Genomic DNA, 24,572 nt, shown 5'->3' with positions numbered 1-24,572 from the left:
GGAGTGCAATGGCGTCGGTGAAGGAAAGCGTGAGAGGGGTGGCGGCGGTGGCCCCCGGGGAGGACCCGCCGCTGTGCGGCCTCGCCTTCGAGGCGCTGCGGGAATGCGCCCGGGAAGGGCCTCGGGTGGGGTTTTCAGGTGTCCCGGCGCCCGGGTTCATGGCCGGGATGTCCACCGGTCGTCAGATGGCGGGGCGGCCGACGGCGCTGATGGTGTGGATTCCCTGCTCGTCGGATTCGGTGTACGAGCCGGCCATGTTCTGGAGCTTGTCGCCGATGCCTTCGAGGCGCTCGCCCAGGGAGTCCATCGATTCGAACATGCCATCCCTGATGGGTGTGTAGATCGTTTCGAAGATGTCGCCGAAGTCGCAGTTTTCCCAGGGGCTGCCGAGGCTTTCAAGATCGTCTTGAAGCTTCTTCGAGGCCTTGGAGAAATCGCTGCCGATGTGGACGAATGCGTCGCCCTGCTTGCGCAGCACATCCGGATCGACGTCAAATGCCTTGCCTGCCACCCTTGCCCCCGTCGTGCGTCGCCCGCAGATACTTGTCGCATCCTCAACGAACCACACATTAGGTGATCTGAGCGCAGGCATGTCAAGGCGAGGTGTGTGGAGGGAACGTGGGCATCCTGCGTCTCAACCGCGTTCGGATTCACTGGAATTGACCCACCTTCGGCAGTGGCCAATCTTGTGTGAGGGGGTGCGCGGGGATGTTCCCGGTCGGTGTATGGAAAGGGCAGGTTAAGTATGGGTGCGCTGGTCGGTCAATCATTCTGGCCCTGGAGGTGGAGGTGGAGGTGGGGGTGCCGGGGTCGGGGGGCGGGGCCGGGCTGGCCTCGGTGGTTGCCGAAAGGTGGCATTGCCGTCAATGACAGGTGACGGGGCGTCAATCGGGCGGCTTGTGGAATGGGCCGTACGGGTGGGCCTGGCATGTTGATGGTCGGGAGTGCGTGGACGCAGGGAATGCGACCGGCGTGTGTGGACGCAGGGAATTCGACCGTTGACCATCGGGCGTCGACCGTCGGGCGTCGAGGGAGGGTTCGGGCAGTCGGCAGTCGGCAGTCGGCAGTCGGCAGTCGGCAGTCGGCAGTCGGCAGCCGCTGGTCGGCAGCCGAATCAGCCCGGCTGAGTGGTCGTTGGCGCTGCTCAGGGGGAGCGGGGCGGCCCGGCGATCACTCGTCCCGTAGCATTCCCGCTCATGGACGCAGCCGGCACCGAAGAGCCCCTCCCCGAGAACCGAGTGGGGCTGACGCCCCGTCAGGCCAGGCGAATACGCATCGTCCTGGCCTCGGTGTTGATGGCCGCGATGGCGGGGGTGCTCGTGGTGCGCCTGGCGTCGCGCACGTCGGTGCTGGTGGTCGGGGTGTACGGGGCCGCGCTGGTGCTCTGTGGCGTGGTGATCGAACTCAGCCGGAACGGGCGCACCCGCCTTGGCACCTGGTTGCTGGGCATCGGGTTGGCGGCCGCACTGGCGGCTGACTGGCTGCTGCTGCCCTGAGGGTTGCTTAAGGGTGGGGTAGGGGCGGGCGCCGGGCGTATTGCTTCAGTGAGCCTTCGGTGGTGAGGCCGCCCGGTCCCTCGGATCACCGCCGGGAAGCGGGCGAACCGGAAGTAGCTCCACCGGAAGTAGCTCCACCGGAAACAGCCCCCACGCATCCCCATGCCCCTATGCCCCCCATGCACAGCCCCCCCACACAGCCCTCCCACGAGCAGCCCCACAGACACCCCCCCCCGAGTCGGCCCGCCCCCCGAGGGCTGCCCCCTGCCCTCAGAACAACCCGTGCCACATCTGCTCGATGACCAGGGACCACCAGTTGCCGTCGTCGTCCAGCGCCCAGGAGTCGATCGCCGCGATCTGTTCCTGGAAGGCGGCGACCGCCGCACCTGCCGCGTACGGGTCCATGCCCTGCATCTGCCGGCGTGTGGTGACCAGCAGGGCGAGCGAGCGCAGGTATGCGGACGCGGTGCGGTTGACGAACCGGCCGCCGCCCGACGACGGCTGGACCGCCCAGACGGTGCCGACCAGGCTCTGATTCTGCTCCGGAGCGGTGCACTGAACGGCGAGTGTGTAGAGCCCGTCGGTGCCGATCCGGACATAGCCGGCGAGGGTGGCCAGGTTCTGCTCGCGGGCCTCGGTGCCGGTTTCCCTCAGGTGGGCCGCCACGTCCGTGAACAGTCCGCCGGCGGGCGGCGCGTCGGGCCGGTCGGCGGTGAAGAAGTACGGGACCCGGGCCGGCAGTCCGGCCCAGACCAGGGTGTTCTTCGTCGTCTCGGGGAGCTGGGTCGCGGCGAGATCGTCGGCGTCCGGACGGTATACGCCCTGGGGCCCGAAAACCTCCACGAGGTGCTTGCCGAGGGCCACGTCCCGCATCTGTGGCGCGGCCTCGACCCGCTGTGGCACCGGCAGCCGGTGCGGCCGCGGCGGTGCGGGCCGGCCCGCAAGCTGGTGCATCATTGCGACGTGCCGCACCAGCCCGGCGACGCCCTCGGCACGCTCCTCGGCGTGCATGCCGTAGCCCTCGGTGCAGGAGAACGTGGCGTTCGGGAAGGTGCGGAGGATGAAGTCACCGGGGTAGCCGCCGGGGAGCAGGGCGGACCGCAGGTCGGTGTGGACCGCGCGGATGTCCGCGGGGTTGACGCCCAGCCGTTGCAACTCGTCGTGGAGCTGATATTCGGCGGGCGGCTGACCGGGGGACGAGACCCGGGCGAGGCTGGTCTCCTCGCCGGTCGACGGGTCGTTGTAGGTCGCGACGGCGGTGTTGCCGGGGCCGGTGACCGGCCGTTCGGCGGGGGCGGGCGGGGCCGCTGTGTCACCTGTGGCGTGCTTCTGCCGGTACATCCGTACGACCTCGTCGACCGGCACCGACGGCCACACCGTCAGTTCGCCGGACGCCCGGTCGACCACACCGCAGGCGGCGCCGACCTCGGCCGGCGGGCGGCGCCGACCGGTGTGCGGGTCGGTCTCCGGGGCCGGCGGTACGGCCCACACCACCCAGCCGAGGTCGAACTCCTGCATGGCCACCTCCCGCGGCGGGCCCTGATGCCCCTCGGGGTTGAGCCAGCGGGCCGCGGTGGCGTGGGCCTGCGCCTGGGTGATCACGAGTGGTCTCCTTCGAGGCCGTCGGACGAAAGGGAGTCGGCGGTGCCGGTGCGCTGGGCCGGCACGGTGGGGGCGGGCGCGGGAGCCGCGGCGAGGATCTGCCGGGCGGTCACACCGCGCGCGGTGGCGACGACCAGTACACCGTCCGGCGAGAGGTCGGCGCCGGTGAACGGGGTGTCGGAGAGCAGCGCGGCCACCACTTCCTCGTCGGCGCGGGCCCATACCCGTAGATAGTCGGCGCCGCGGCTGAGCCCGAAGGGCGCCGCCTCCAGGGCCTGTGCCGAGGGCAGCTGCACCTGCGCCGGATCGGCGTCGATATACCCCGGACGCAGCAGATCGTGGACGAGGAGCGCCCGGCCGCCCGCCTCGGAGATGTCGCCGTCCGGGCCGGCAACCGTCCGGGAGCCGGGGGTCCCCTCGGGGACGAGGAATGCGGCCACGGGGCGGGGAACGGCGGCGGGGGACACCGGTACCGGCCCGGCACTGCCGTCGGGGGCCGGGGCCGCCGCGCCGCCGGAGCCGATGGCCGTCTCCGCCGGGTCCCCGTCCGGGTCCCCGTCCGGGTCCCCGGCCGGGTCCGCCGTCGCACCGTCCCCGCTCTGCGGGGGCAGAGAACCCGTGGTCACGGCGCGGACGCCGACCAACGGCACGCTCCACAGCGTCCGCCACGGCAGGGTGAAGCCGAGCGTGTGCAGCGCGTCCGCGTACGGCGCCAGCCCGTCCTCGACGAACGCGGATTCCAGGAACGCCGCCCGCAATTCGGCCGGCGCCTGGGAGCGGGTGAGCAGCGGGGCGATGCGCAGATACGTACGGGCCGGCGCACCCAGCTGCTCCAGCGGTACGGCTTCGATGGCGGCGCGCATCGTCAAAGGGTCGGCGTGGGCGAACAGGCCGGGGTCGGTGAGGAGTTGGGGGAGGAGACCGGCCTCCAGGGTGTGCGCCGCCAGATGGTCGCGGATGTACGGATCGGCCTGCGCCCAGTCCTGCTGCGGCACCGCTTCCAGCAGTGCCATGGCGATCTTGGTCTGGGCGTCGCGGACGTCGGGCAGGCCGGAGCGGATCGCCTCGGCGATGCCGGGGTGCATCAGGCGCAGCAGCGTACGGCCGTCGCCGGCCCCGGAGCCGGCCCCGTCGTCGCCCGTCCCATTCCCCTCCCCGCTCCCGTCGCCGTCGGTGCCCCGGGACGGCTCGACCGGCTCGATAAACGGCGCGGCCAGCAGCATCCCGTCGGCGAGGTCCTGGCTCATGTCCCGTCCGGCGACGGCGCTCGCCAGCGCACCCCACAGCTGGACGGGCAGCCCCTCGCCCTCGGCGAACGCGAGCGGCGCCAGCATCAGCCGCAGGGTCTGCGGATCGGCGCCCAGTCGGCGCGCATGCAGATCGAGCACCTCCCCGACGCTGCCGGGCAGCAGGGAGGCGTCCGCCGGGTCGAAGCCCTCGGGCTGCACGATCAGCGACTGCACGGCGAGCTGGACGGTCAGCCGGCTGCCGTCCGCGCGCGCCGCGAGGGCCTCGGCGAGCGCCCGGCGCGCGGACGGGTCGGTGGCGTACGGGAGTTCCTGCGCCCCCGCGTCGGGGGTGAGCGCGGTCTCGGCGTGCAGTACCAGGCCCTTGGGGTCGGCCCACTCGGGCGCGTCGAGATCGATGATCTGCGCCTGGCCGGGCGGCAGCGCCCCGGCCAGCTCCGCGGCCAGTTCGCGCGGCACATCGGCGAGCAGTTGCACCGTTTCGGTGGTGGCGAGCGGCTTGAGGACGTCCCGGACGACGCGCGCGGACTCGTTCGCGGCGCGTACCGGACCGGCCCGGTCGACATCGGGCACCACAAGGGTCACCGGCTCTTCACGAGCGGCGAGTTCGGTGAAGATCTCGTCGTCGCGGTCGGCGGCCAGCCCGAAATGATCGGAGATGAGCCACAACAGCTGCGCCGCGGTGCGCCCCGCGGGGCTCGGCACGGCGGGCGCCGGGAGATCGGGGGGCACCGTGGCCGGGTCCAGATCGTCCAGCGGCAGCTGCTTGCGGTAGCCGGGGTCGCACATCATCAGGAAGCCGGTGACCAGGCGCGAACGCCCGCTGCCCGGGTTGCCGGTGAGCACGATGACGCGCGGCGCGCCCGGCCACCGCATACGCCAGGCCGCGAGCGCGCGGAGCACAGCGGTGCGGCCGCCGACGTAGGGATGCGGTGCATATCCGGCCGCTGCGGCTTTTCCTTCGCCTGAGGCGCTCATGGCTTCCTCGTCCCCCATCAATCCCGCCTCCACCTTTGTGGATTCCTGCGTGTTCCGGCTCGATCCTATGATCCGTGCCGTACGCGGGGGATGGTGCGGGGTGGGCTGTGCCGGAACTGGAACAGGCAGGCCGGGGCCGGTGTGCAGTGGTCGTACCGGAGGACGGGTGGGGGGAGAGTGAAGTGAGTTGTCCCAGGGGCCCGATGTGGAGAAAACGAGATCACCGTGTGCGGAAAGAAAGCAGATCCGCACGAATGATCATGTGGTCGATCTGCTTTCTTCCGCAGCGGCTTTCCGGGCGGTGGGAACGGATTTCGGCGGGAGGAAAGAGCGAACCGTTGCCGAGCTGCCCAACTGCCGCCCTGCCGCCCTGCCGCCCTGCCGCCCTGCCGCACTACCGAGCCGCCGGGGTGAGCACCGCGGACCGCCCGCGCGGTGCCCTGGTCAGTTCCGGTGTCCGCCGCTCCGGCCACCGCGCCGCGGGGCGGTCACGATGCTGCCGGAAGGGCCGTCACGCTCGGCGCGCTCCTCGTCCTCCTTGGCTTCCTGCTCCTTCTGCCACGCGGCGAACTTCTCGTGGGACTCCTCGCGCTCGGCCATGGTCTGGTTCTCCGCGGCCCGCCGGATCTCGTTCATCCGGTCGCCCAGAGCGTCCATGTACCCCGGCGTCGCGATGGCGTCCTTCATGCCGATACGCCCGGAGAGCACCTCCCGCGCCATCTCCTGGAGCTTGCCGCCGACATTGGGGTTGTCCGCCAGGACCTTCAGCGCCTTGCGCAGCCGGTGCGCCTGCTCGGGATCCTGGGCGACGTCCATCAGGTCTTCGTCCTGGATCTGCCGCTCATTGCTCATGTCTGCCCCCTTGAACGTGATGGCACAGGCCGCGTGTGCGGCACCGGCGTCCCGAGTCTAATGACGGGTGTGAACGGGTCGTCAAGGCGGGGTTGTCGGTATTGCCGGATATTGCGCCACGGTGAATTCATGGTTTGCCGCCCGCCCGCCCGCTCCGCAGAGGGCTTCGGGCCTATTGCGGGTGTGCTAGACCTGAAGCGATGCCGGCAGGTAGCCGTCATGCAATTCGGGGAGAAATGATGTCCGATGAAGTCCGGCTCAGTACCGAGGAGTTGCAGGGACTCGGTGCGACCTTCGAGATACGAGCGGAAGAACTGAGCCGGCAGCTTGCCGCATTCAGGCGGCGGGCGGATGCCGAGGCCCTGCGGGAGGGATTCGGCAGCGACGAGGCCGCCCGTCCCTACCGCGAGCTGTACGAGCAGGCCGAGCAGGCACTCGTCCAGCTGCAGCAGCGCCTCGCGGAGGTCGGCGGAGGGATCAAGGAGACCGTCGCGAATGCGCAGGCGGCCGAGGAAGAGCTGGCCGAGATGATGCGGAGCGTCCAGTGAGCGAGCGAGGCAATCCCGAGGCCCTGCACGAAGCGGCGGCCGGCTGGCGGGAGATGGGCAAGCACCTCGACGGCCTGGTCCGCGATCTGGACCGGCACGTCGGCACCGCGGCCGCGGCCAACTGGCACGGCCCGGCGGGTGAGGCGTTCGCGGGGGAGTGGCACCGCCTCAAGCGGTCCGTCGACGCATCCCTGCCGGTCTTCGAACTGGCCGCCGCCGACCTGGAGACCGCCGCCGCGCAGCCCGCCGACGACCAGGGCGAGAAGGACCACGGCGCACCACCGGTGCACCACTCCGCCGACGGCGCGCAGTCGTCGTCCGGCCCCGAGATCGCCTACGGCTTCATGGCGCTCGGCCAGCTTGCAGGCGGCCTCGGCGGCGCGTTCGGCAAGCGCGGTGGTGGCGGCGGCCAGGGCTCGCGGCCGGCCCTGCGGCACGAATGGGCCACCTCCACGGCGGCACAGGGGCCCGACCCGTTCGGCCCGGCGCCGGACGGCGAGGCCTCGACGCGGGACGGCAAGGCCACGACGCGGGGCGGCGAGGGCATCGCCAAGGGCGTACGGAGCCGGCCGCCCGGCACGGAGCCGGAGCCGGGCCATGAACGGGACGTGAAGACCGGGCCGCAGAAGAAGGAAACGGCGGTCCCCGCCGCCCCGGACGCAGCCCCCGCCGCCCCGTCCGACGCCCCCGAGCCCCAGGCGGCCCCCGTGGCGCCCGACGGCGAGGCACCCGGCCGGCCCGGACCCGACATCACCCGACACGGGGCCTTCGGCTGACACCTACGGCCCGGCACGCTCGGCGCGCACGTACCGCTCACGTACCTCACCTACCGCAGACGTATCGCGGACGTACTGCAGACGTATCGCGGACGTACCGGGCGCACAGACGAAACGGCGGTGGGGCGCCCCCCAGGAGGGACGCCCCACCGCCGTTGTGGCGTACGGACCGCCTCAGCGGCTGTTCGCCGGCAGCCAGCCCGTCTGGACCAGCTGCGCACCGCGCTTACGCGTGAAGAACGTCGCCCGGCCGGGCGTCAGGCTCTGGCCCTTGACGTTGCCCATCAGCGGGCCCTCGGACGGGTCGGCGGACAGGATCAGCCCCTGCGCACCGAGCTCCTTCGTACGCTGCATCACCGGCTCGAACGAGGAGCGTCCGGCGCCCGAGGAGCTGCGCGCGATGATCAGGCGCAGACCCAGGTCACGGGCGAACGGCAGGTACTCCAGCAGCGGCTGCAGCGGGTTGCCGCTGCTGGTCGCCACCAGGTCGTAGTCGTCCACGATCACGAACGCGTCCGGCAGGTCGTACCAGCTGCGGTTGCGCAGCTGCTCCGGCGTGACGTCCGGGCCCGGCATCCGCCGGCCCAGCGAACCGGCCAGACCGCTGATGACCTCCTGCAACTGCGGCCCGGCGGCGCAGTACTTGTACAGATGGCTCTCGGGGACCTCGCCGAGCAGCGCACGACGGTAGTCGGAAACCACCATCAGCGCCTTGTCGGAGGGGTACCGCTCGGCGATCTGCTTGGTCAGCAGGCGCAGCAGCGAGGACTTTCCGGACTCGCTCTCGCCGTAGATGACCAGCAGCGGGTCGGTCTCGAAGTCGATGAACGCCGGCGACAGCGTGGTCTCGTCGACACCGATCGCGATGCCGTGCTCCGGGTAGTCGTTGCCCTTGGGCAGCTCGTTGACGTTGAGCAGCGTCGGCAGCATCCGCACCGCGGGGGCGGGCTCGCCCTGCCAGTGCTCGCTGACCGTCGACACCAGATTCGCGATGCCGTCGCTGAGCGTCTCCGGGTCGCTCATCCCGTCCAGCCGCGGCAGCGCCGCCAGGAAGTCGAGCTTCTCGGGGGACATACCGCGACCGGGCTTGCCCATCGGGACGTTCTCCGCGCGCTTGCGGTCGAACTCCGACTCCATCGGGTCGCCCAGGCGCAGCTCGACGCGGTTGAGGAGCTGGTCGCGCAACGCGGGCCGCACCTCGGTGTAGCGCGCACCGGCGATGATCAGGTGGACACCGAAACCGAGACCCCGGGCGGCGATGTCCAGGATCACCGGGTCCATCTGCTCGTAGTCGGTCTTGAACGTCGCCCAGCCGTCGATGACCAGGAAGACGTCGCCCCACTTCTGGTCGGGGTAGGCGCCCGAGGCCCGCCGCTGGCGGTAGGTCCCGATCGAGTCGATGCTGTTGGCGCGGAAGAACTCCTCCCGCTCGTTGAGGATGCCGACGACCTCGGAGACCGTACGGCGCACCTTCTCCGCGTCCAGACGCGAGGCGACACCACCGATGTGCGGCAGGCCCTCCATGGTCAGCATGCCGCCGCCACCGAAGTCGAGGCAGTAGAACTGCACCTCGGCCGGGGTGTGGGTGAGTGCGAACGAGGCGATGGTGGACCGGATCAGCGTGGACTTACCGGACTGCGGACCACCCACGACCAGCCCGTGACCGGCGCCGGCGGAGAAGTCCAGGTACATCACGTCACGCCGCTGCTCGAACGGCTTGTCCACCAGCGCGACCGGCACCACGAGCTTGCCGAGCGCGGTGTACTCCGGCGCGTGCACACCCCGTTCGGGTGTGACCGCGAGCGTCGGCAGCAGCTGGTTGACCGTGGGCGCCTCGTCCAGCGGCGGCAGCCACACCTGGTGCGCCGGCGGACCCTGGCCCTGCATGCGCTGGACGATGACGTCGAGCACGGTGTCGGCCAGCGCGTCGTCCTGCTCCGGCTCGGCCGGCGCGACCGGCGTGGGGTCCTCGATGATCTGCTCGACGACCGGGGCCGCCGTGAACGGCACCGGCAGCCGGTTCGTCCGGCTGCCGCCGGGGCCGCCGCCGGCACCGGGACCGCGGTACGGGCCCGAGACATACGCGGCCTTGAACTGGACCATCGTCTCGGTGTCGTACTTGAGGATGCCGGAACCCGGGACGTTCGGCAGGTGGTAGGCGTCCGGCACACCGATCGCGGTCCGCGACTCCGCCGCGGAGAAGGTCCGCAGACCCAGCCGGTAGGAGAGGAAGGTGTCCAGGCCGCGCAGCTTGCCCTCTTCCAGACGCTGCGAGGCGAGCAGCATGTGCACACCCATCGACCGGCCGATACGGCCGATCTGGATGAACATGTCGATGAAGTCGGGCTTGGCGGTCAGCAGCTCGGAGAACTCGTCGAGCACCATCACCAGCGACGGCAGCGGGTCCAGCGGGGCACCCGCGGCACGCGCCTTCTCGTAGTCGGTGATGTTGGCGTAGTTGCCCGCCGAACGCAGCAGCTCCTGACGGCGCTGGAGTTCACCGGTGATCGAGTCGCGCATGCGGTCGATCAGCGTGACGTCCTCACCGAGGTTGGTGATGACCGCCGCGACGTGCGGCATCTCCGACATACCGGTGAAGGTGGCGCCACCCTTGAAGTCCGCGAGGATGAAGTTGAGGGTCTCCGAGGAGTGGGTGACCGCGAGCGCCAGCACCAGGGTGCGCAGCACCTCGGACTTACCGGAACCGGTCGCACCGACACACAGACCGTGCGGGCCCATGCCCTCCTGCGAGGCCTCCTTGATGTCGAGCATGACGGGCTGGCCGTCCTTGTCGACACCGATCGGCACCCGCAGCCGCTCGTGGAGCGTGCGCGGCCGCCAGGTACGCGACACATCGACGGAACCGGCGTCACCGAGGTTCAGCAGGTCGGTGAAGTCCAGGTTCGACAGCAGCGGCTCCTCGCCGTCCGCGCCGGAACCCGCCCGCAGCGGTGCCAGCTGGCGCGCCAGCGACTCCGACTCGGCGATCGACAGGGTGTCGCAGACACCGTGGTAGACCGCACCGCCGGCCGACTCCAGCACCAGCTTGCCCGGCCACACCTGTACGGCCAGACCGCCGCGGATCTCGTCCAGATCGCCCGGGACGACCTCCAGGATGGTGACGCCCTGCAGGCCCTCGGCCCCGGCGATCACCGAATCCATCGGCACGTCGCCGCCGTCCAGCACGACGAGCACATGCGGGGTGTCGGTCACCGGAGTGCCCTGCGGGTTGAACCGGCCGCGGCCCTCCAGCTCGTCCGCCAGCAGCTCCTCGATCTCACCGAGGTCACCGACGACCAGCCGGCGGTTGCCCGCGCCGTCCGTCGTCTTGTCCTGCACGTGCGGCAGCCACTTGGTCCACTCCCACTCCGCCTGCGCACCGGGCGCGGCGACGACGGCCACCACCAGGTCCTCGGGCGAGTGCAGGGTGCACAGCTGGGCGATGATGGCGCGCGAGGCGCCGTAGACCGTGTCCGGTTCGCCGGAGACGGTCAGGTGGTAGAAGGCGCGCAGCGAGACCGCCAGCGGCAGATCGTCCAACTGCCCGTGCTTGTCGAGGAACTCCTTCATCGCATGCGCGGTGAGCGGCTCCAGCTCGTCGACCGGAGCGGTCTCCGGGGCCCGCAGGGGAGTGGCCAGCTGCTGCGGCCCCAGCCCCAGTCGTACCTGCCCGAAGTCCGGATCGCTCGCCCGGCGCTCCCATACCCGTTTGCCCTCGGCCACGACCGACCACAATTGGCTCGGATCGGGGTGGGTGAACAACTGGGCATCCCGCTGCTTGCGTGCGGTGCGCCGTACCTCTTTCCGCTTCTGCGTAAGGTACTTGAGGTAATCCTGGCGTTCCTGGAGCATTTGCCCGGAAGGCCCTTGGCGGGCTTTGACGATCTGCACGATCGCCATTGCCAGGGTGGACGCCACCATAAAGCCGCCCATGATTTTCATGAACGGCTGGTTGCCCATGAACAAGAATCCCGCCGAAGACGCCATACCCATCATGGGCATAAGGGTCATCAGCATGTTTTCTGATTCGCCCTCACGCGGAAGCTCCGGGGGTGCCTCGAGTGTCACCTCCTCGGAGGGAACTTCGGGCGGCAGCGCGCGGGGCGGGCGCTTGACGATGACAACGCTCACCGAGGCATCAGTCCTTCATGCATCTCGCAGTCTCGGACCGCCCCCGTTGGATTCGACGGTCCCCCCGGACCAAGTGCTTGGCCCGAACCAGGCGTTGATCCTACTGTTAACCGTCAAGTCTCGGGGTGGGTGGGGCGACCGCTGAATTGGACGGTACGCTGACGCCTCGCGAGCGTGCCCACAGCCCCGAAGTGACGGCTCTCTATAGAAGGTGCGCGACGCGACAAAACGCCCAACGGATAGGGGGAACCGCCAGGTGAGCACGAGTACTGGCACCGGCTTTTGCCGGGTCACAGTCGCCGCGCCCGATGCACGGATTGACGTGGCTCTGCCGGAGGACGTCGCACTCGTCGACATTTATCCGGAGATCCTGAGGCTCTCCGGTCAGTCGCAGGCGGAGGGTGCTCCGACCGGCTATCACCTAGTGCGCCGCGACGGCACGGTTCTTGACGCCGGACAGTCGCTGGCGCAGCAGCAGATTCTGGACGGCGACCTTCTTCTGCTGAAGCCGTTCGCCGAGTCGCTGCCGCTCCCGGTCTTCGACGACGTCTCCGACGCCGTCGCCTCCGCGGTCAAGCGCAACCGCAGTCGCTGGAGCGACGACCTCATGCGCGTCGTCGGCCTCCCCGCGGGTGTGCTGCTGCTCGTCATGATGGCGTTCGCCCTGTGGATCTCCAACCCCGAGCACCGCGACATGCACCGCCTGCCCGGCATCATCGCCGGTGTCGTCGGCATCGTGCTGGTCGCGCTGGCCGGCGTCCGCGCCCGCGTCTACGACGACCACGGCTCCTCCATCGCGCTGGGCCTGGCCTCGCTTCCGCATCTTCTGCTCGCCGGCTCCGGCATCTTCCCCGTCGACGCCGGCGACAGCCCCGGCCGGCTGCACCTCCTCGTCGGCTGTGTGACCGTACTGATCGCCTCCGTGCTGCTGGTGGTCCTGCTGCCGCGCGGTGACGCGCCCTTCGTCGCCGCCGCGTTCCTGTCCGCCATGGGAACCCTCGCGGTCTTCGCCGCGATCCTCACCGACGCCGCGCCCCGTGAGGTCGCCGCCGTCACCGCCGTCGTCTCCATCGCCCTGGTCGCCTGGCTGCCCGGCCTCTCCGCGCGCTTCGCCCGGCTGCCCATCGGCTACAAGTCGCCCGACCAGATCGCCAAGGGCTCCTACGACAACGGCGGCGAGACCGAGTCCGTCGACTTCGTCAAGATCGGCAACCAGGCCAAGCGCGGGCACGAGCTGCTGCTCGGCCTCGTCGCCGGCTGCGCCGCCCTGACCGTCGGCTCGGCCGGTGTGGTCCTCGGCTTCTCGGACAGCGTGTGGGCCCAGCTGCTGGCACTGACCGCCGGTATCACGATCATGCTCCGCGCCCGGCTCTTCGACTACACCGCGCAGGTCGCCTGCCTGACCATCGCCGGCATCCTCACGATCGTCCTGCTCATCCTGGGCATCGCGCTGAACCCGCCGACGGAGATCTTCGTCGATCTGGCCCGCTACCAGGACTCCGGTCCGCTGAACATCCGTACCGTCTGGTTCTCCGGCAGCATCGCGGCGGGCGCCGCCCTCCTGGTCGGCGTCGGACTGATCGTCCCCCAGAAGGGTGTCACCCCCTTCTGGGGCCGGATCTTCGACATCTTCGACGGCCTGGTCCTGCTGTCCCTGGTGCCGCTGTGCCTTGCGGTCCTGGACGTGTACGGCAAGGTGCGCGGCCTCACCAGCAGCTGAGGCACCCGCTCACCGGCCTGCTCCGCGGCCCCCCGACCACCCGGTCGGGGGGCCGTTTTCAACTGGTACGCTGTGTGACGGCCCGGACGAGTCATCCAAGATTCCCTGTGAGGTAAACCAGGGGCGCTCACCGGCCGGAACCCTGAGGAGTACCGCGTGTCGCTCGACGCCGCTACGAAGAAGCAGATCATGGCCGAGTTCGCCACCAAGGAGGGTGACACCGGCTCCCCCGAGGTCCAGGTCGCGATGCTCTCCCGCCGCATCTCGGACCTGACCGAGCACCTCAAGACCCACAAGCACGACCACCACTCCCGCCGTGGTCTGCTGCTGCTCGTCGGCCAGCGCCGGCGCCTGCTGCAGTACCTGGCGAAGAAGGACATCACGCGCTTCCGTGCGCTGGTCGAGCGCCTGGGCATCCGCCGCGGCGCGGCGGGCGCCAAGTAAGACGCCTTAGAGGGAGCGGTTCCTACCGGGGGCCGCTCCCTTTGCCATATGCACCGGACACTCACGCCGTCTCATGGTGGACGGAACCTTTGTAGTCTGGTGCCGTATCGCAAAACTGAACGCGGTAGGAGCGCCTCCTGGCCGCCGGTCCTCGGTAGTGGCCCCCGGACGATCCATGCACGGCATGCGTCATCACTCCGGGTGCTTCGATCGAAGACCGGCCCGTACCGGCGCTCCACCGACGACGGTCTGCTGCCACACGGGCAGCAGACGCAGACGAGGAGATATTCCTGGTGGAGAACGAGACCCACTACGCCGAAGCCGTGATCGACAACGGCTCCTTCGGCACCCGCACCATCCGCTTCGAGACGGGCCGCCTGGCCAAGCAGGCCGCCGGCTCCGCCGTGGCGTACCTGGACGACGACACCATGGTGCTGTCGGCCACCTCCGCTTCCAAGACGCCGAAGGACCAGCTGGACTTCTTCCCGCTGACCGTCGACGTCGAGGAGCGGATGTACGCAGCCGGGAAGATCCCCGGTTCCTTCTTCCGCCGTGAGGGCCGTCCCTCCGAGGACGCGATCCTCACCTGCCGGCTGATCGACCGGCCGCTGCGCCCCTCCTTCAAGAAGGGCCTGCGCAACGAGATCCAGATCGTCGAGACGGTCATGGCGCTCAACCCCGACCACCTCTACGACGTGGTCGCCATCAACGCCGCCTCCTGCTCCACGCAGCTCGCCGGCCTGCCCTTCTCCGGCCCGGTCGGCGGCACCCGTGTCGCCCTGATCAACGGCCAGTGGGTGGCATTCCCGACCCACACCGAGCTCGAGGACGCCGTCTTCGACATGGTCGTGGCCGGCCGCGTCCTCCCGGACGGCGACGTCGCGATCATGATGGTCGAGGCCGAGGCCACCGAGAAGACCATCCAGCTCGTCAAGGACGGCGCCGAGGCCCCGACCGAAGAGGTCGTCGCCGCCGGTCTCGAGGCCGCCAAGCCCTTCATCAAGGTCCTGTGCAAGGCCCAGTCGGACCTCGCCGCCAAGGCCGCCAAGCCCGTCGGCGAGTTCCCGGTCTTCCTCGACTACCAGGACGACGTCCTGGAGGCGCTCACCGCCGCGGTCAAGGACGAGCTCTCCCGGGCGCTGACCATCGCCGGCAAGCAGGAGCGCGAGGCCGAGCTGGACCGCGTCAAGGGCGTCGCCGCCGAGAAGCTGCTCCCGCAGTTCGAGGGCCGCGAGAAGGAGATCTCCGCCGCATACCGTTCGCTGACCAAGAACCTGGTCCGCGAGCGCGTCATCAAGGAGAAGAAGCGCATCGACGGCCGCGGCGTCACGGACATCCGTACGCTCGCCGCCGAGGTCGAGGCCATCCCGCGGGTGCACGGCTCCGCACTGTTCGAGCGTGGCGAGACCCAGATCCTGGGCGTCACCACCCTCAACATGCTCCGCATGGAGCAGCAGCTGGACACCCTCTCCCCGGTGACCCGCAAGCGCTACATGCACAACTACAACTTCCCGCCGTACTCCGTCGGTGAGACCGGCCGCGTGGGTGCGCCCAAGCGCCGTGAGATCGGCCACGGTGCGCTCGCCGAGCGCGCCATCGTGCCGGTGCTGCCGACCCGCGAGGAGTTCCCCTACGCGATCCGCCAGGTCTCCGAGGCGCTGGGCTCCAACGGCTCGACGTCCATGGGCTCGGTCTGCGCCTCGACCATGTCGCTGCTGAACGCCGGTGTGCCCCTCAAGGCCCCGGTCGCCGGTATCGCCATGGGCCTGATCTCCCAGGAGATCGACGGCCAGACCCACTACGTCGCCCTCACCGACATCCTCGGTGCGGAGGACGCCTTCGGTGACATGGACTTCAAGGTCGCCGGCACCAAGCAGTTCGTGACCGCGCTGCAGCTCGACACCAAGCTCGACGGCATCCCCGCCTCGGTCCTGGCCGCCGCGCTGAAGCAGGCCCGTGACGCGCGTCTGCACATCCTGGACGTCATGAACGAGGCCATCGACGTTCCGGACGAGATGTCCCCGAACGCCCCGCGGATCATCACCGTCAAGATCCCGGTGGACAAGATCGGTGAGGTCATCGGCCCCAAGGGCAAGATGATCAACCAGATCCAGGAGGACACCGGCGCCGACATCACGATCGAGGACGACGGCACGATCTACATCGGTGCCGCCGACGGTCCGGCCGCCGAGGCCGCCCGCGCCACGATCAACGGCATCGCCAACCCGACCATGCCGGAGGTCGGCGAGCGCTACCTGGGCACGGTCGTCAAGACCACCACCTTCGGTGCGTTCGTCTCCCTGCTCCCGGGCAAGGACGGCCTGCTGCACATCTCGCAGATCCGCAAGCTCGCCGGTGGCAAGCGCGTGGAGAACGTCGAGGACGTGCTCGGTGTGGGCGCCAAGGTCCAGGTCGAGATCGCCGAGATCGACCAGCGCGGCAAGCTCTCCCTCATCCCCGTGATCGAGGACGAGGACAAGGCCGAGGACGAGAAGGACGACGCCGCCAAGTGACGTCCCGTACGCACGCGACGACGGCCCGCACCTCTTCGGAGGGGCGGGCCGTCGCCCGTACCCAAACGCTTCTCAAGGGCACCGCGGGCGCCGGCACGGTCCGCCGGACCACCCTCCCCGGCGGCCTGCGGATCGTCACCGAGACGCTGCCGACGGTCCGCTCCGTCACCTTCGGGATCTGGGCGCACGTCGGCTCCCGCGACGAGACCCCGACACTCAACGGCGCCACGCACTACCTCGAGCACCTGCTCTTCAAGGGCACCGAGCGGCGCAGCGCACTGGACATCTCCGCCGCCATAGACGAGGTCGGCGGCGAGATGAACGCCTTCACCGCGAAGGAGTACACCTGCTACTACGCGCGGGTGCTGGACAGCGATCTGCCGCTCGCCATCGACGTGGTGTGCGACATGCTCACCGGCTCGCTGGTCGAGGCCGAGGACGTGGACGCCGAGCGCGGGGTCATCCTCGAAGAGATCGCGATGACCGAGGACGACCCGGGCGACTGTGTGCACGACCTGTTCGCGCACACCATGCTCGGTGACACCCCGCTCGGCCGCCCGGTCCTGGGCACCGTCGACACCGTCAACGCCCTCACCCCCGAGCGCATCCGCCGCTTCTACAAGAAGCACTACGACCCCACGCACCTCGTCGTCACGGCCGCCGGCAACCTCGACCACGCCAAGGTCGTCCGCCTGGTCCGCCGCGCCTTCGAGCAGGCCGGGGCCCTGGACCGCACGGACGCCGTCCCGATCGCTCCGCGCTCCGGCGCCCGCGCCATCAAGACCACCGGCCGCGTCGAACTGCACAACCGCAAGACCGAGCAGGCCCATGTGATCCTCGGGATGCCGGGGCTGGCGCGCACCGACGACCGGCGCTGGGCCATGGGCGTACTGAACACCGCCCTGGGCGGCGGGATGAGCTCGCGCCTCTTCCAGGAGGTCCGCGAGAAGCGCGGCCTGGCCTACAGCGTGTACTCGTACACCTCCGGCTTCGCCGACTGCGGGCTGTTCGGCGTCTACGCCGGCTGCCGTCCGAGCCAGGTGCAGGACGTCCTCAAGATCTGCCGCGACGAACTCGACCAGGTGGCGTCCCACGGCCTCACCGACGACGAGATCCGCCGTGCGGTCGGACAGCTGCGCGGGTCCACCGTCCTCGGCCTGGAGGACAGCGGAGCGCTGATGCACCGCCTCGGCAAGAGCGAGCTGTGCTGGGGCGAACAGATGTCGGTCGACGAGATGCTCACGCGGATCGCGGCCGTCACCCCGGACGAGGTGCGCGAGGTGGCCCGCGAGGTGCTGGGCACCCGGCCTTCGCTGTCCGTCATCGGCCCCCTGAAGGACCGGCAGGCGGCCCGGCTGGACGACATCGTCGCCTAGACGAGTAAGTCTGATGTCGTTTCTGGCCCGAAGCGGCACAGGACTTACTCGTCCAGGCCCTGCCGCGACACCACCGAGAGAGAGACGGGAAACGATGAGCAAGCTGCGCGTGGCCGTACTGGGAGCCCAGGGACGCATCGGCTCCGAGGCCGTACGGGCCGTCGAGGCCGCCGACGACATGGAACTGGTGGCCGGGCTCGGCCGGGGCGACAAGCTGGAGACGCTGGTCGAGGCCGGCGCCCAGGTCGTGGTCGAGCTGACCAACCCCGGTGCCGTGATGGGCAACCTCGACTTCTGTGTGCGGCACGGCATCCACGCGGTGGTGGGGACGACCGGCTGGACCGATGAGCGCCTCGCGCAGCTGCGCACCTCGCTCGCCGCCGCGCCCGGGGCGGGCGTGCTCATCGCCCCGAACTTCTCCATCGGCGCGGTGCTGACCATGCGGTTCGCCCAGCAGGCGGCCCGCTTCTTCGAGTCGGCCGAGATCGTCGAGCTGCACCACCCGAAGAAGGCGGACGCGCCGTCCGGCACCGCCGCCCGCACCGCCCAGCTGATCGCCAAGGCCCGGGAGGAGGCTGGCTGCACCCCGCAGCCGGACGCCACCACCACTGCGCTGGACGGCGCCCGTGGCGCGGACGTGGACGGCATCCCCGTGCACTCCGTACGGCTGCGCGGTCTGCTGGCGCACCAGGAGGTGCTCCTCGGCGGAGAGGGCGAGACCCTCACCATCCGCCACGACTCCCTCCACCACAGCAGCTTCATGCCGGGCATCCTGCTCGGGGTGCGTCGCGTGGTCACCACTCCGGGCCTGACCGTGGGCCTGGAAAACTTCCTCGACCTGGGCTGACGGGTATGGGCGGAAAGATCACCTACTTCTTCCTCGCCACCGTGCTGGTCCTCGTCTTCGGTGTGGTGGCGCTGGAGGGCGTACTCCTCCTGATGACCGGCGAGCCGGCTGCCATGGGCATGGGCGCGGTGGCCTTCGTGCTGCCGTGCATCGGCGCCTGGTTCCTCTGGCACAACACCCGCTTCGCGCGTGACGCCCACCGGCTGGCGCACGCCCTGGAGGCCGAGGGCGGCCGGCCGGCCGACGAGCCGGCGCGGACCCCCGGCGGCCGGATCGACCGGGACGCCGCCGACGCGGTCTTCGCCCGGCGGCAGGCCGAGACGGAGGATGCGCCCGGCGACTGGCGTACGTGGTTCCGGCTCGCGGTCGCCTACCACGACGCCCGGGACACCCCGCGCGCCCGGAAGGCGATGCAGCGCGCCATCGCCCTGCACGACGACAAGCCCGTACCGGCCGCCTAGGGCCGCGGGGCCGGTACAGCCGCTCCGGGCCGGTCGGCTATCCGGCTTTACGGGGCCGGATCCGGTTCTACGGGGCCGGATCCGGTTCTATGGGGACGGGATCCGGTTCTACGAGGTCGGCGCGGCGGGCGGGGCCGCCGCGCCGGGCCTCAGGCGCGGTACTCCGCCGCCCAGGCCTCCAGCACATCCGCGGCCCGCTCGAACGCCTCCGGGCGGGACAGAAAGTCGCCGTTGTGGTCCGTGAGCAGGGCCCGCAGCGGATCGCCCTGCGCCCGCTCGACGATCAGCGCCTGTCCCTGCACGGTCCGCGGCAGCCCCAGCCAGCGCACCGGCTGCTGGCGCGTCCGCACGGAGGCGACCGCGCTCCACGGCTCGGTCGTCGTACGCAGCAGATTCACCTGCCGCAGCCCGTGCGCACTGACCCACACCCCGACCCGCAGCAGCCGCAGGGCCAGAGTGATCATCGCCGCCCCCACCACCGCGCAGGCGGCGGCGCCGGGCAGCGAGCCGGCCATCGCGATGATCAATGCGGAGATCAGCACGAACGAGGCGAGCAGCAAAAACACCGCCGCCGCCCCTACCCGCCACGGTCCGGGGCGGTAGGGACGGCGCCAGTGGTCGGGCTCGTCATGCGCAAGCGCGGCCGAATCCGCGGCACGGGTGTCGAGATCGAGGTCGCGGTCGGCCGTCAGGAAGGGCAGGGGCACGGCTGATCCTCACTCATGGGCACGCTGACTGAAGCTGTGACCGGTGAGGCTATCGGGACCGGCGGAGCGGAACCACTTCGCGGCACGCCCCGCCCGCCCGTTCAGCGATGGGCCGCCTCGGACTGATGCACCCGGCTGGACCCGGAGCTGTCCTGCTGTAGCGCGGGAACGCCGAACAGCAGGGCGCCGGCCAGGCCGCCCACGACTGTCAGCGTGATGAGAGACTGGCCGAGGAGCTGCGCGCGCGAGGCGCGCTGCCGCGGCGGGGGAGTGACATTGCTGCGGAACCGGTCTGCCTCGGCAACGAAGGCGAACGGGACGGGCTCTCGCCGGCGGAACATGAGCGGGCTCTCCTAGGAACCTCGAAGTGGGCACTGTCACAGGGTTAGACGTCTGCGGCGTGCAGTTGGTGCCCGTTTTCAGGGACTTCTGTGAAAAATATCAACGGCCGCTCCGCGCGCTGCTACGGCGCGCCCGTTTTGCGGCTAACGCGGCATCACACGGTGTTTCCCGGACTGTCGGTGGCGGGCCGTAGGGTGGTCGCGCACGAGGATCGATTGGAAGGAACCGCCGGTGTCCCAGACCCCCGCCGAGAGCACTGAGAGCCCCGACAGTGCAGCCGTCAGCTTCCGGAGCGAGGTGACGGTCGAGCTGGTCAAGCACAGCGCCGCGGACAGCGACGTACTGTGGGCGGCCCGGGTCTCCACGGCCGGTGAGCAGTCCCTGGAGGAGCTGCAGAAGGACCCGGAGCGCTCCAAGGGCCTGATCAACTACCTGATGCGGGACCGGCACGGCAGCCCCTTCGAGCACAACTCCATGACGTTCTTCATCAGCGCGCCGATCTTCGTCTTCCGCGAGTTCATGCGGCACCGCGTCGGCTGGTCGTACAACGAGGAGTCGGGTCGCTACCGCCAGCTGGATCCGGTCTTCTACGTCCCCGGTGAGTCCCGCAAGCTCGTCCAGCAGGGCCGCCCCGGGAAGTACGAATTCGTCGAGGGCACCCAGGCGCAGCAGGAGCTCACCGGCCGCGTCATGGAGGACTCCTACCGCCGGGCCTACGAGGCGTACCAGGAGATGCTCGCCGCCGGCGTCGCCCGCGAGGTCGCCCGGGCGGTGCTCCCGGTCGGCCTGTTCTCCTCCATGTACGCCACCTGCAACGCCCGCTCCCTGATGCACTTCCTCGGTCTGCGCACCCAGCACGAGCAGGCGAAGGTGCCCTCCTTCCCGCAGCGCGAGATCGAAATGGTCGGCGAGCAGATGGAGGCCCACTGGGCCGAGCTCATGCCGCTCACGTACGGCGCATTCAATGCGAACGGCCGGATCGCCCCGTAAGGCCCAGGTTGCGGGCCGGATACCGGAGCACGCAGGACAGAAGTGCGAAGTGTCCGGATTGCGGCATTTTGAGAAGTTCATCTACGCTGAACAGACGGACCCGGCACTGCTTGAACCCCCGAGCAGGCAGTGCCGGAGTCCACATCCCTGCTCCCCAGAGGCGCATCCCGCGGTGAGCTACGAGTAGCGTGGGACCCATGGCTCCGACTTCCACACCGCAGACCCCCTTCGGGCGGGTGCTGACCGCCATGGTCACGCCGTTCACGCCGGATGGCGCTCTCGATCTCGACGGCGCTCAGCGGCTGGCAGCCCACCTGGTGGACGCCGGCAATGACGGCCTCGTCGTCAACGGCACCACCGGAGAGTCCCCGACCACCAGCGATGCGGAGAAAGCCCAGCTGGTCCGCGCCGTGGTCGATGCGGTGGGCGATCGCGCCTTTGTCGTCGCCGGAGCCGGCACCAACGACACCCGCCACAGCCTGGAGCTGGCCCGCGCCGCCCAGGACGCCGGCGCCCATGGTCTGCTCGCGGTGACGCCGTACTACAGCAAGCCCCCGCAGGAGGGCCTGCTCCGGCACTTCACGGCCATCGCGGACGCCACCGACCTGCCGGTCATGCTCTACGACATCCCCGGCCGCAGCGGTGTCCCGATCAACACCGAGACCATCGTCCGGCTCGCCGAGCACCCCCGGATCGTCGCCAACAAGGACGCCAAGGGAGACCTCGGCCGCGCCAGCTGGGCCATCGCCCGTTCCAGCCTCGCCTGGTACAGCGGTGACGACATGCTCAACCTCCCGCTGCTCTCGGTCGGCGCCATCGGTTTCGTCTCCGTGGTCGGCCATGTCGTCACCCCCGAGCTGCGCGCCCTGCTGGACGCCCACCTCAACGGCGATGTCACCAAGGCCACCGAGATCCACCAGAAGCTGCTGCCCGTCTTCACCGGCATGTTCCGCACCCAGGGCGTCATCACGACCAAGGCCGCCCTCGGCCTCCAGGGCCTGCCCGCCGGTCCGCTGCGGCTGCCGCTCGTGGAGCTCTCCCCCGAGGAGACCGAACAGCTCACGCGCGATCTCGCCGCCGGCGGGGTACAGCTCTGATCACAGACTTCACAACTGAATACGGACCAACAACCGCCTCATAGCAAGTGCACGAATGTCATGCGCGCCACGTGCCCTCGACGGCAGCGTGGCGTGTGTGGTGAGGAGAGTCTTTTGAGTCATCCGCATCCTGAGCTCGGCGCCCCGCCGAAGCTTCCCAAGGGTGGCCTGCGCGTCACCCCCCTCGGCGGCCTGGGTGAAATCGGCCGCAACATGACGGTCTTCGAATACGGCGGCCGACTGCTGATCGTCGACTGCGGAGTGCTTTTCCCCGAGGAGGAGCAGCCCGGAATCGACCTGATCCTGCCGGACTTCACGTCCATCAGGGATCGCCTCGACGACATCGACGGCATCGTGCTGACCCACGGCCACGAGGACCACATCGGTGGTGTCCCCTACCTCCTGCGGGAGAAGCCGGACATCCCCCTCATCGGTTCGAAGCTGACCCTCGCGCTGATCGAGGCCAAGCTTCAGGAGCACCGCATCCGCCCCTACACCCTTGAGGTGAAGGAAGGGCACACGGAGCGGATCGGCTCCTTCGACTGCGAGTTCGTCGCGGTCAACCACTCCATCCCCGACGCCCTGGCCGTCGCCATCCGCACCCCCGCGGGCATGGTCGTCCACACCGGCGACTTCAAGATGGACCAGCTCCCGCTGGACCGCCGGCTCACCGACCTCCCCGCCTTCGCGCGACTCGGCGAGGAAGGCATCGACCTTCTCCTCTCCGACTCCACGAACGCCGAGGTCCCGGGCTTCGTGCCCCCCGAGCGGGACATCTCCAACGTCCTGCGCACGGTCTTCGCGAACGCCCAGAAGCGCATCATCGTCGCCAGCTTCGCCAGCCATGTGCACCGCATCCAGCAGATTCTGGACGCGGCGCACGAGTACGGCCGCCGGGTCGCCTTCGTGGGCCGTTCGATGGTCCGGAACATGGGCATCGCCCGCGAGCTGGGCTATCTGAAGGTCCCCGCCGGCCTGGTCGTCGACGTCAAGACGCTCGACGATCTCCCCGACGACGAGGTCGTGCTGGTCTGCACGGGATCCCAGGGCGAGCCGATGGCCGCCCTCTCCCGGATGGCCAACCGCGATCACCAGATCCGGATCGTCCAGGGCGACACCGTGATCCTGGCGTCCTCCCTCATCCCGGGCAACGAGAACGCGGTCTACCGCGTGATCAACGGCCTCACCCGATGGGGCGCGGACGTCGTCCACAAGGGCAATGCCAAGGTCCATGTCTCGGGCCACGCCTCGGCCGGCGAGCTGCTGTACTTCTACAACATCTGTAAGCCGAAGAACCTCATGCCGGTCCACGGCGAATGGCGCCATCTGCGCGCCAACGCCGAACTGGGGGCACTGACCGGTGTCCCGAAGGAACGGATCGTCATCGCCGAAGACGGTGTCGTGGTCGACCTGGTCGGCGGTGTCGCCAAGATCGTCGGCAAGGTCCAGGCGGGCTATGTCTACGTCGACGGCCTCTCGGTCGGCGATGTCACGGAAACCCATCTGAAGGACCGCCGCATCCTGGGCGACGAGGGCATCATCTCGGTCTTCGTGGTCGTGGACAGCAGCACCGGAAAGATCGTCGGAGGCCCGGACCTGCATGCGCGCGGTTCCGGCATCGAGGACTCCGCCCTGTCGGGCGTGGCCCCCAAGATCGATGAGGCCTTGGCCAAGGCGGCCCAGGACGGCGTTGCGGACGCGCACCAGCTCCAGCAGCTGATCCGCCGCTCGGTCGGCAAGTGGGTGTCGGACAACTACCGGCGTCGACCGATGATCCTTCCCGTGGTCGTCGAGGTCTGACGCCCAGGGCCGTACGCAGGTACTCAAGTAGGAGCGGGGCGCCCGGATTTGCATCCGGGCGCCCCGCTCCAGTACGTTTACGTCTCCTCCTGAACGGGAAGCACCGCACGCCCATGCGTACGGAGCGCCCCGCGAAACCGGAGGGAATTCCGGCCCAGAGCAATCTGATAAAGTCGGATCAGCCGAAAGGCAAACCCCCTCCGACGGGAAATCGGACCGAATAAGAACCGGCAACGGAACGAAATCGGATCTGCTAGAGTCGGAAGGGCCGGAAAGCGAAAGCCGAACGGCCGACCCGCTCCAACAGGGGGCCAGAGACGGAAACGGATCTGGTAAGGTTGGAAACGCGAAGAAGCCGAAAGGCGGAAACGCACCGGCGAAAATCGGGCCCGCAAGGATCTGATAGAGTCGGAAACGCAAGACCGAAGGGAAGCGCCCGGAGATCCTGGTGAAACAGGAACAAAGGAAGCGTCCGTTCCTTGAGAACTCAACAGCGTGCCAAAAGTCAACGCCAGATATGTTGATACCCTGTCCACCGGAAACTTCCGGGGGATGAGGTTCCTTTGAAAGTCCACCACGGCCCCTGCGGTCGGGGTGGCACACACAGCGAGGACGCTGTGAACGACCGGACTTATTCCGTCTGGT

The 24,572-nt window shown here is 69.6% G+C and carries 19 protein-coding genes; 12 read left to right on the top strand and 7 right to left on the bottom strand.

Annotated features, from left to right (window positions below):
* Positions 1-181: 181 nt before the first annotated feature.
* Entirely contained in the window at positions 182-511 is a 330-nt protein-coding gene (locus ACF088_RS00095) for a WXG100 family type VII secretion target (RefSeq protein ID WP_392373048.1), read from the bottom strand.
* A gap of 685 nt (positions 512-1,196) precedes the next feature.
* Between ACF088_RS00095 and ACF088_RS00090 the strand changes: the two genes are divergently transcribed.
* Positions 1,197-1,496: a hypothetical protein gene (locus tag ACF088_RS00090; RefSeq protein WP_392373046.1), complete on the top strand. Its 300-nt coding sequence runs from the start codon at positions 1,197-1,199 to the stop codon at positions 1,494-1,496.
* Positions 1,497-1,766: 270 nt separating this feature from the next.
* Here the strand turns inward: ACF088_RS00090 and ACF088_RS00085 are convergent, their stop codons facing one another.
* The 3 genes from ACF088_RS00085 to ACF088_RS00075 form a co-directional block, all read right to left on the bottom strand.
* Positions 1,767-3,098, bottom strand: a complete 1,332-nt coding sequence (locus tag ACF088_RS00085) for an SUKH-4 family immunity protein (protein WP_392373045.1) — start codon at positions 3,096-3,098, stop codon at positions 1,767-1,769.
* The gene (locus ACF088_RS00080; protein ID WP_392373044.1) at positions 3,095-5,323 is read right to left on the bottom strand and encodes an ATP-binding protein; all 2,229 of its coding nucleotides are present in this window, start codon (positions 5,321-5,323) and stop codon (positions 3,095-3,097) included. The genes ACF088_RS00085 and ACF088_RS00080 overlap by 4 nt, the downstream gene beginning before the upstream one ends.
* Before the next feature lie 444 nt (positions 5,324-5,767).
* The gene (locus tag ACF088_RS00075; RefSeq protein WP_392373043.1) at positions 5,768-6,175 is read right to left on the bottom strand and encodes a hypothetical protein; all 408 of its coding nucleotides are present in this window, start codon (positions 6,173-6,175) and stop codon (positions 5,768-5,770) included.
* A gap of 239 nt (positions 6,176-6,414) precedes the next feature.
* Between ACF088_RS00075 and ACF088_RS00070 the strand changes: the two genes are divergently transcribed.
* Positions 6,415-6,723: a hypothetical protein gene (locus ACF088_RS00070; protein WP_392373042.1), complete on the top strand. Its 309-nt coding sequence runs from the start codon at positions 6,415-6,417 to the stop codon at positions 6,721-6,723.
* Entirely contained in the window at positions 6,720-7,499 is a 780-nt protein-coding gene (locus ACF088_RS00065; protein WP_392373041.1) for a WXG100 family type VII secretion target, read from the top strand. The genes ACF088_RS00070 and ACF088_RS00065 overlap by 4 nt, the downstream gene beginning before the upstream one ends.
* 174 nt (positions 7,500-7,673) lie before the next feature.
* Here the strand turns inward: ACF088_RS00065 and eccCa are convergent, their stop codons facing one another.
* Positions 7,674-11,630: a type VII secretion protein EccCa gene (eccCa, locus tag ACF088_RS00060; RefSeq protein WP_392373040.1), complete on the bottom strand. Its 3,957-nt coding sequence runs from the start codon at positions 11,628-11,630 to the stop codon at positions 7,674-7,676.
* A 256-nt stretch (positions 11,631-11,886) separates the two neighbouring features.
* On the opposite strand from eccCa, the gene eccD reads away from it, so the two are divergent.
* From eccD to ACF088_RS00030, 6 genes are all read left to right on the top strand, one after another.
* Positions 11,887-13,350 carry a type VII secretion integral membrane protein EccD gene (eccD, locus tag ACF088_RS00055; protein ID WP_392373039.1) on the top strand — a complete coding sequence of 488 codons (1,464 nt, stop codon included), beginning with the start codon at positions 11,887-11,889 and terminating at the stop codon, positions 13,348-13,350.
* A 156-nt stretch (positions 13,351-13,506) separates the two neighbouring features.
* Positions 13,507-13,794 (top strand): 30S ribosomal protein S15, encoded by a 288-nt coding sequence (gene rpsO, locus ACF088_RS00050; RefSeq protein ID WP_006602744.1) that lies wholly within the window; start codon positions 13,507-13,509, stop codon positions 13,792-13,794.
* A 293-nt stretch (positions 13,795-14,087) separates the two neighbouring features.
* Positions 14,088-16,307 carry a polyribonucleotide nucleotidyltransferase gene (locus ACF088_RS00045; protein ID WP_392373038.1) on the top strand — a complete coding sequence of 740 codons (2,220 nt, stop codon included), beginning with the start codon at positions 14,088-14,090 and terminating at the stop codon, positions 16,305-16,307.
* Complete coding sequence (locus tag ACF088_RS00040) at positions 16,304-17,683, top strand: M16 family metallopeptidase (protein ID WP_392373037.1); 1,380 nt, start codon at positions 16,304-16,306, stop codon at positions 17,681-17,683. Before ACF088_RS00045 ends, ACF088_RS00040 begins: the two co-directional genes overlap by 4 nt.
* A gap of 94 nt (positions 17,684-17,777) precedes the next feature.
* Complete coding sequence (dapB, locus tag ACF088_RS00035; protein WP_392373036.1) at positions 17,778-18,530, top strand: 4-hydroxy-tetrahydrodipicolinate reductase; 753 nt, start codon at positions 17,778-17,780, stop codon at positions 18,528-18,530.
* Between the two features lie 5 nt (positions 18,531-18,535).
* Positions 18,536-18,991: a hypothetical protein gene (locus ACF088_RS00030; RefSeq protein ID WP_392373035.1), complete on the top strand. Its 456-nt coding sequence runs from the start codon at positions 18,536-18,538 to the stop codon at positions 18,989-18,991.
* Positions 18,992-19,140: 149 nt separating this feature from the next.
* On the opposite strand, the gene ACF088_RS00025 is transcribed toward ACF088_RS00030, so the two are convergent.
* Both ACF088_RS00025 and ACF088_RS00020 read right to left on the bottom strand, forming a co-directional pair.
* Entirely contained in the window at positions 19,141-19,698 is a 558-nt protein-coding gene (locus tag ACF088_RS00025) for a PH domain-containing protein (protein WP_392373034.1), read from the bottom strand.
* Positions 19,699-19,799: 101 nt separating this feature from the next.
* Positions 19,800-20,039 (bottom strand): hypothetical protein, encoded by a 240-nt coding sequence (locus tag ACF088_RS00020; protein ID WP_159469538.1) that lies wholly within the window; start codon positions 20,037-20,039, stop codon positions 19,800-19,802.
* A 232-nt stretch (positions 20,040-20,271) separates the two neighbouring features.
* Between ACF088_RS00020 and thyX the strand changes: the two genes are divergently transcribed.
* The 3 genes from thyX (at position 20,272) to ACF088_RS00005 (ending at position 23,927) form a co-directional block, all read left to right on the top strand.
* On the top strand, positions 20,272-21,030 hold the full coding sequence (thyX, locus tag ACF088_RS00015; protein WP_392373032.1) for an FAD-dependent thymidylate synthase: 759 nt from the start codon (positions 20,272-20,274) through the stop codon (positions 21,028-21,030).
* A 197-nt stretch (positions 21,031-21,227) separates the two neighbouring features.
* The gene (dapA, locus tag ACF088_RS00010; RefSeq protein WP_392373031.1) at positions 21,228-22,127 is read left to right on the top strand and encodes a 4-hydroxy-tetrahydrodipicolinate synthase; all 900 of its coding nucleotides are present in this window, start codon (positions 21,228-21,230) and stop codon (positions 22,125-22,127) included.
* A 114-nt stretch (positions 22,128-22,241) separates the two neighbouring features.
* Positions 22,242-23,927, top strand: coding sequence for a ribonuclease J (locus ACF088_RS00005; protein WP_392373030.1), 1,686 nt, complete (start codon positions 22,242-22,244; stop codon positions 23,925-23,927).
* The last annotated feature ends 645 nt before the right edge of the window (positions 23,928-24,572 follow it).

The organism is Streptomyces sp. NPDC015125, assembly GCF_043080045.1.
Taxonomy (GTDB): Bacteria; Actinomycetota; Actinomycetes; order Streptomycetales; family Streptomycetaceae; genus Streptomyces.
The sequence above is the reverse complement of the archived record's forward strand: the minus strand, read 5'-3'. Positions and strand labels throughout refer to the sequence as shown.

Bases quoted from the DNA above. Each gene is read 5' to 3' on its own strand.
- ACF088_RS00090 (WP_392373046.1), top strand. From the start codon at position 1,197: ATGGACGCAGCCGGCACCGAAGAGCCCCTCCCCGAGAACCGAGTGGGG.
- ACF088_RS00080 (WP_392373044.1), bottom strand. From the start codon at position 5,323: ATGAGCGCCTCAGGCGAAGGAAAAGCCGCAGCGGCCGGATATGCACCG.
- ACF088_RS00075 (WP_392373043.1), bottom strand. From the start codon at position 6,175: ATGAGCAATGAGCGGCAGATCCAGGACGAAGACCTGATGGACGTCGCC.
- ACF088_RS00070 (WP_392373042.1), top strand. From the start codon at position 6,415: ATGTCCGATGAAGTCCGGCTCAGTACCGAGGAGTTGCAGGGACTCGGT.
- dapB (WP_392373036.1), top strand. From the start codon at position 17,778: ATGAGCAAGCTGCGCGTGGCCGTACTGGGAGCCCAGGGACGCATCGGC.
- ACF088_RS00030 (WP_392373035.1), top strand. From the start codon at position 18,536: ATGGGCGGAAAGATCACCTACTTCTTCCTCGCCACCGTGCTGGTCCTC.
- ACF088_RS00020 (WP_159469538.1), bottom strand. From the start codon at position 20,039: ATGTTCCGCCGGCGAGAGCCCGTCCCGTTCGCCTTCGTTGCCGAGGCA.
- dapA (WP_392373031.1), top strand. From the start codon at position 21,228: ATGGCTCCGACTTCCACACCGCAGACCCCCTTCGGGCGGGTGCTGACC.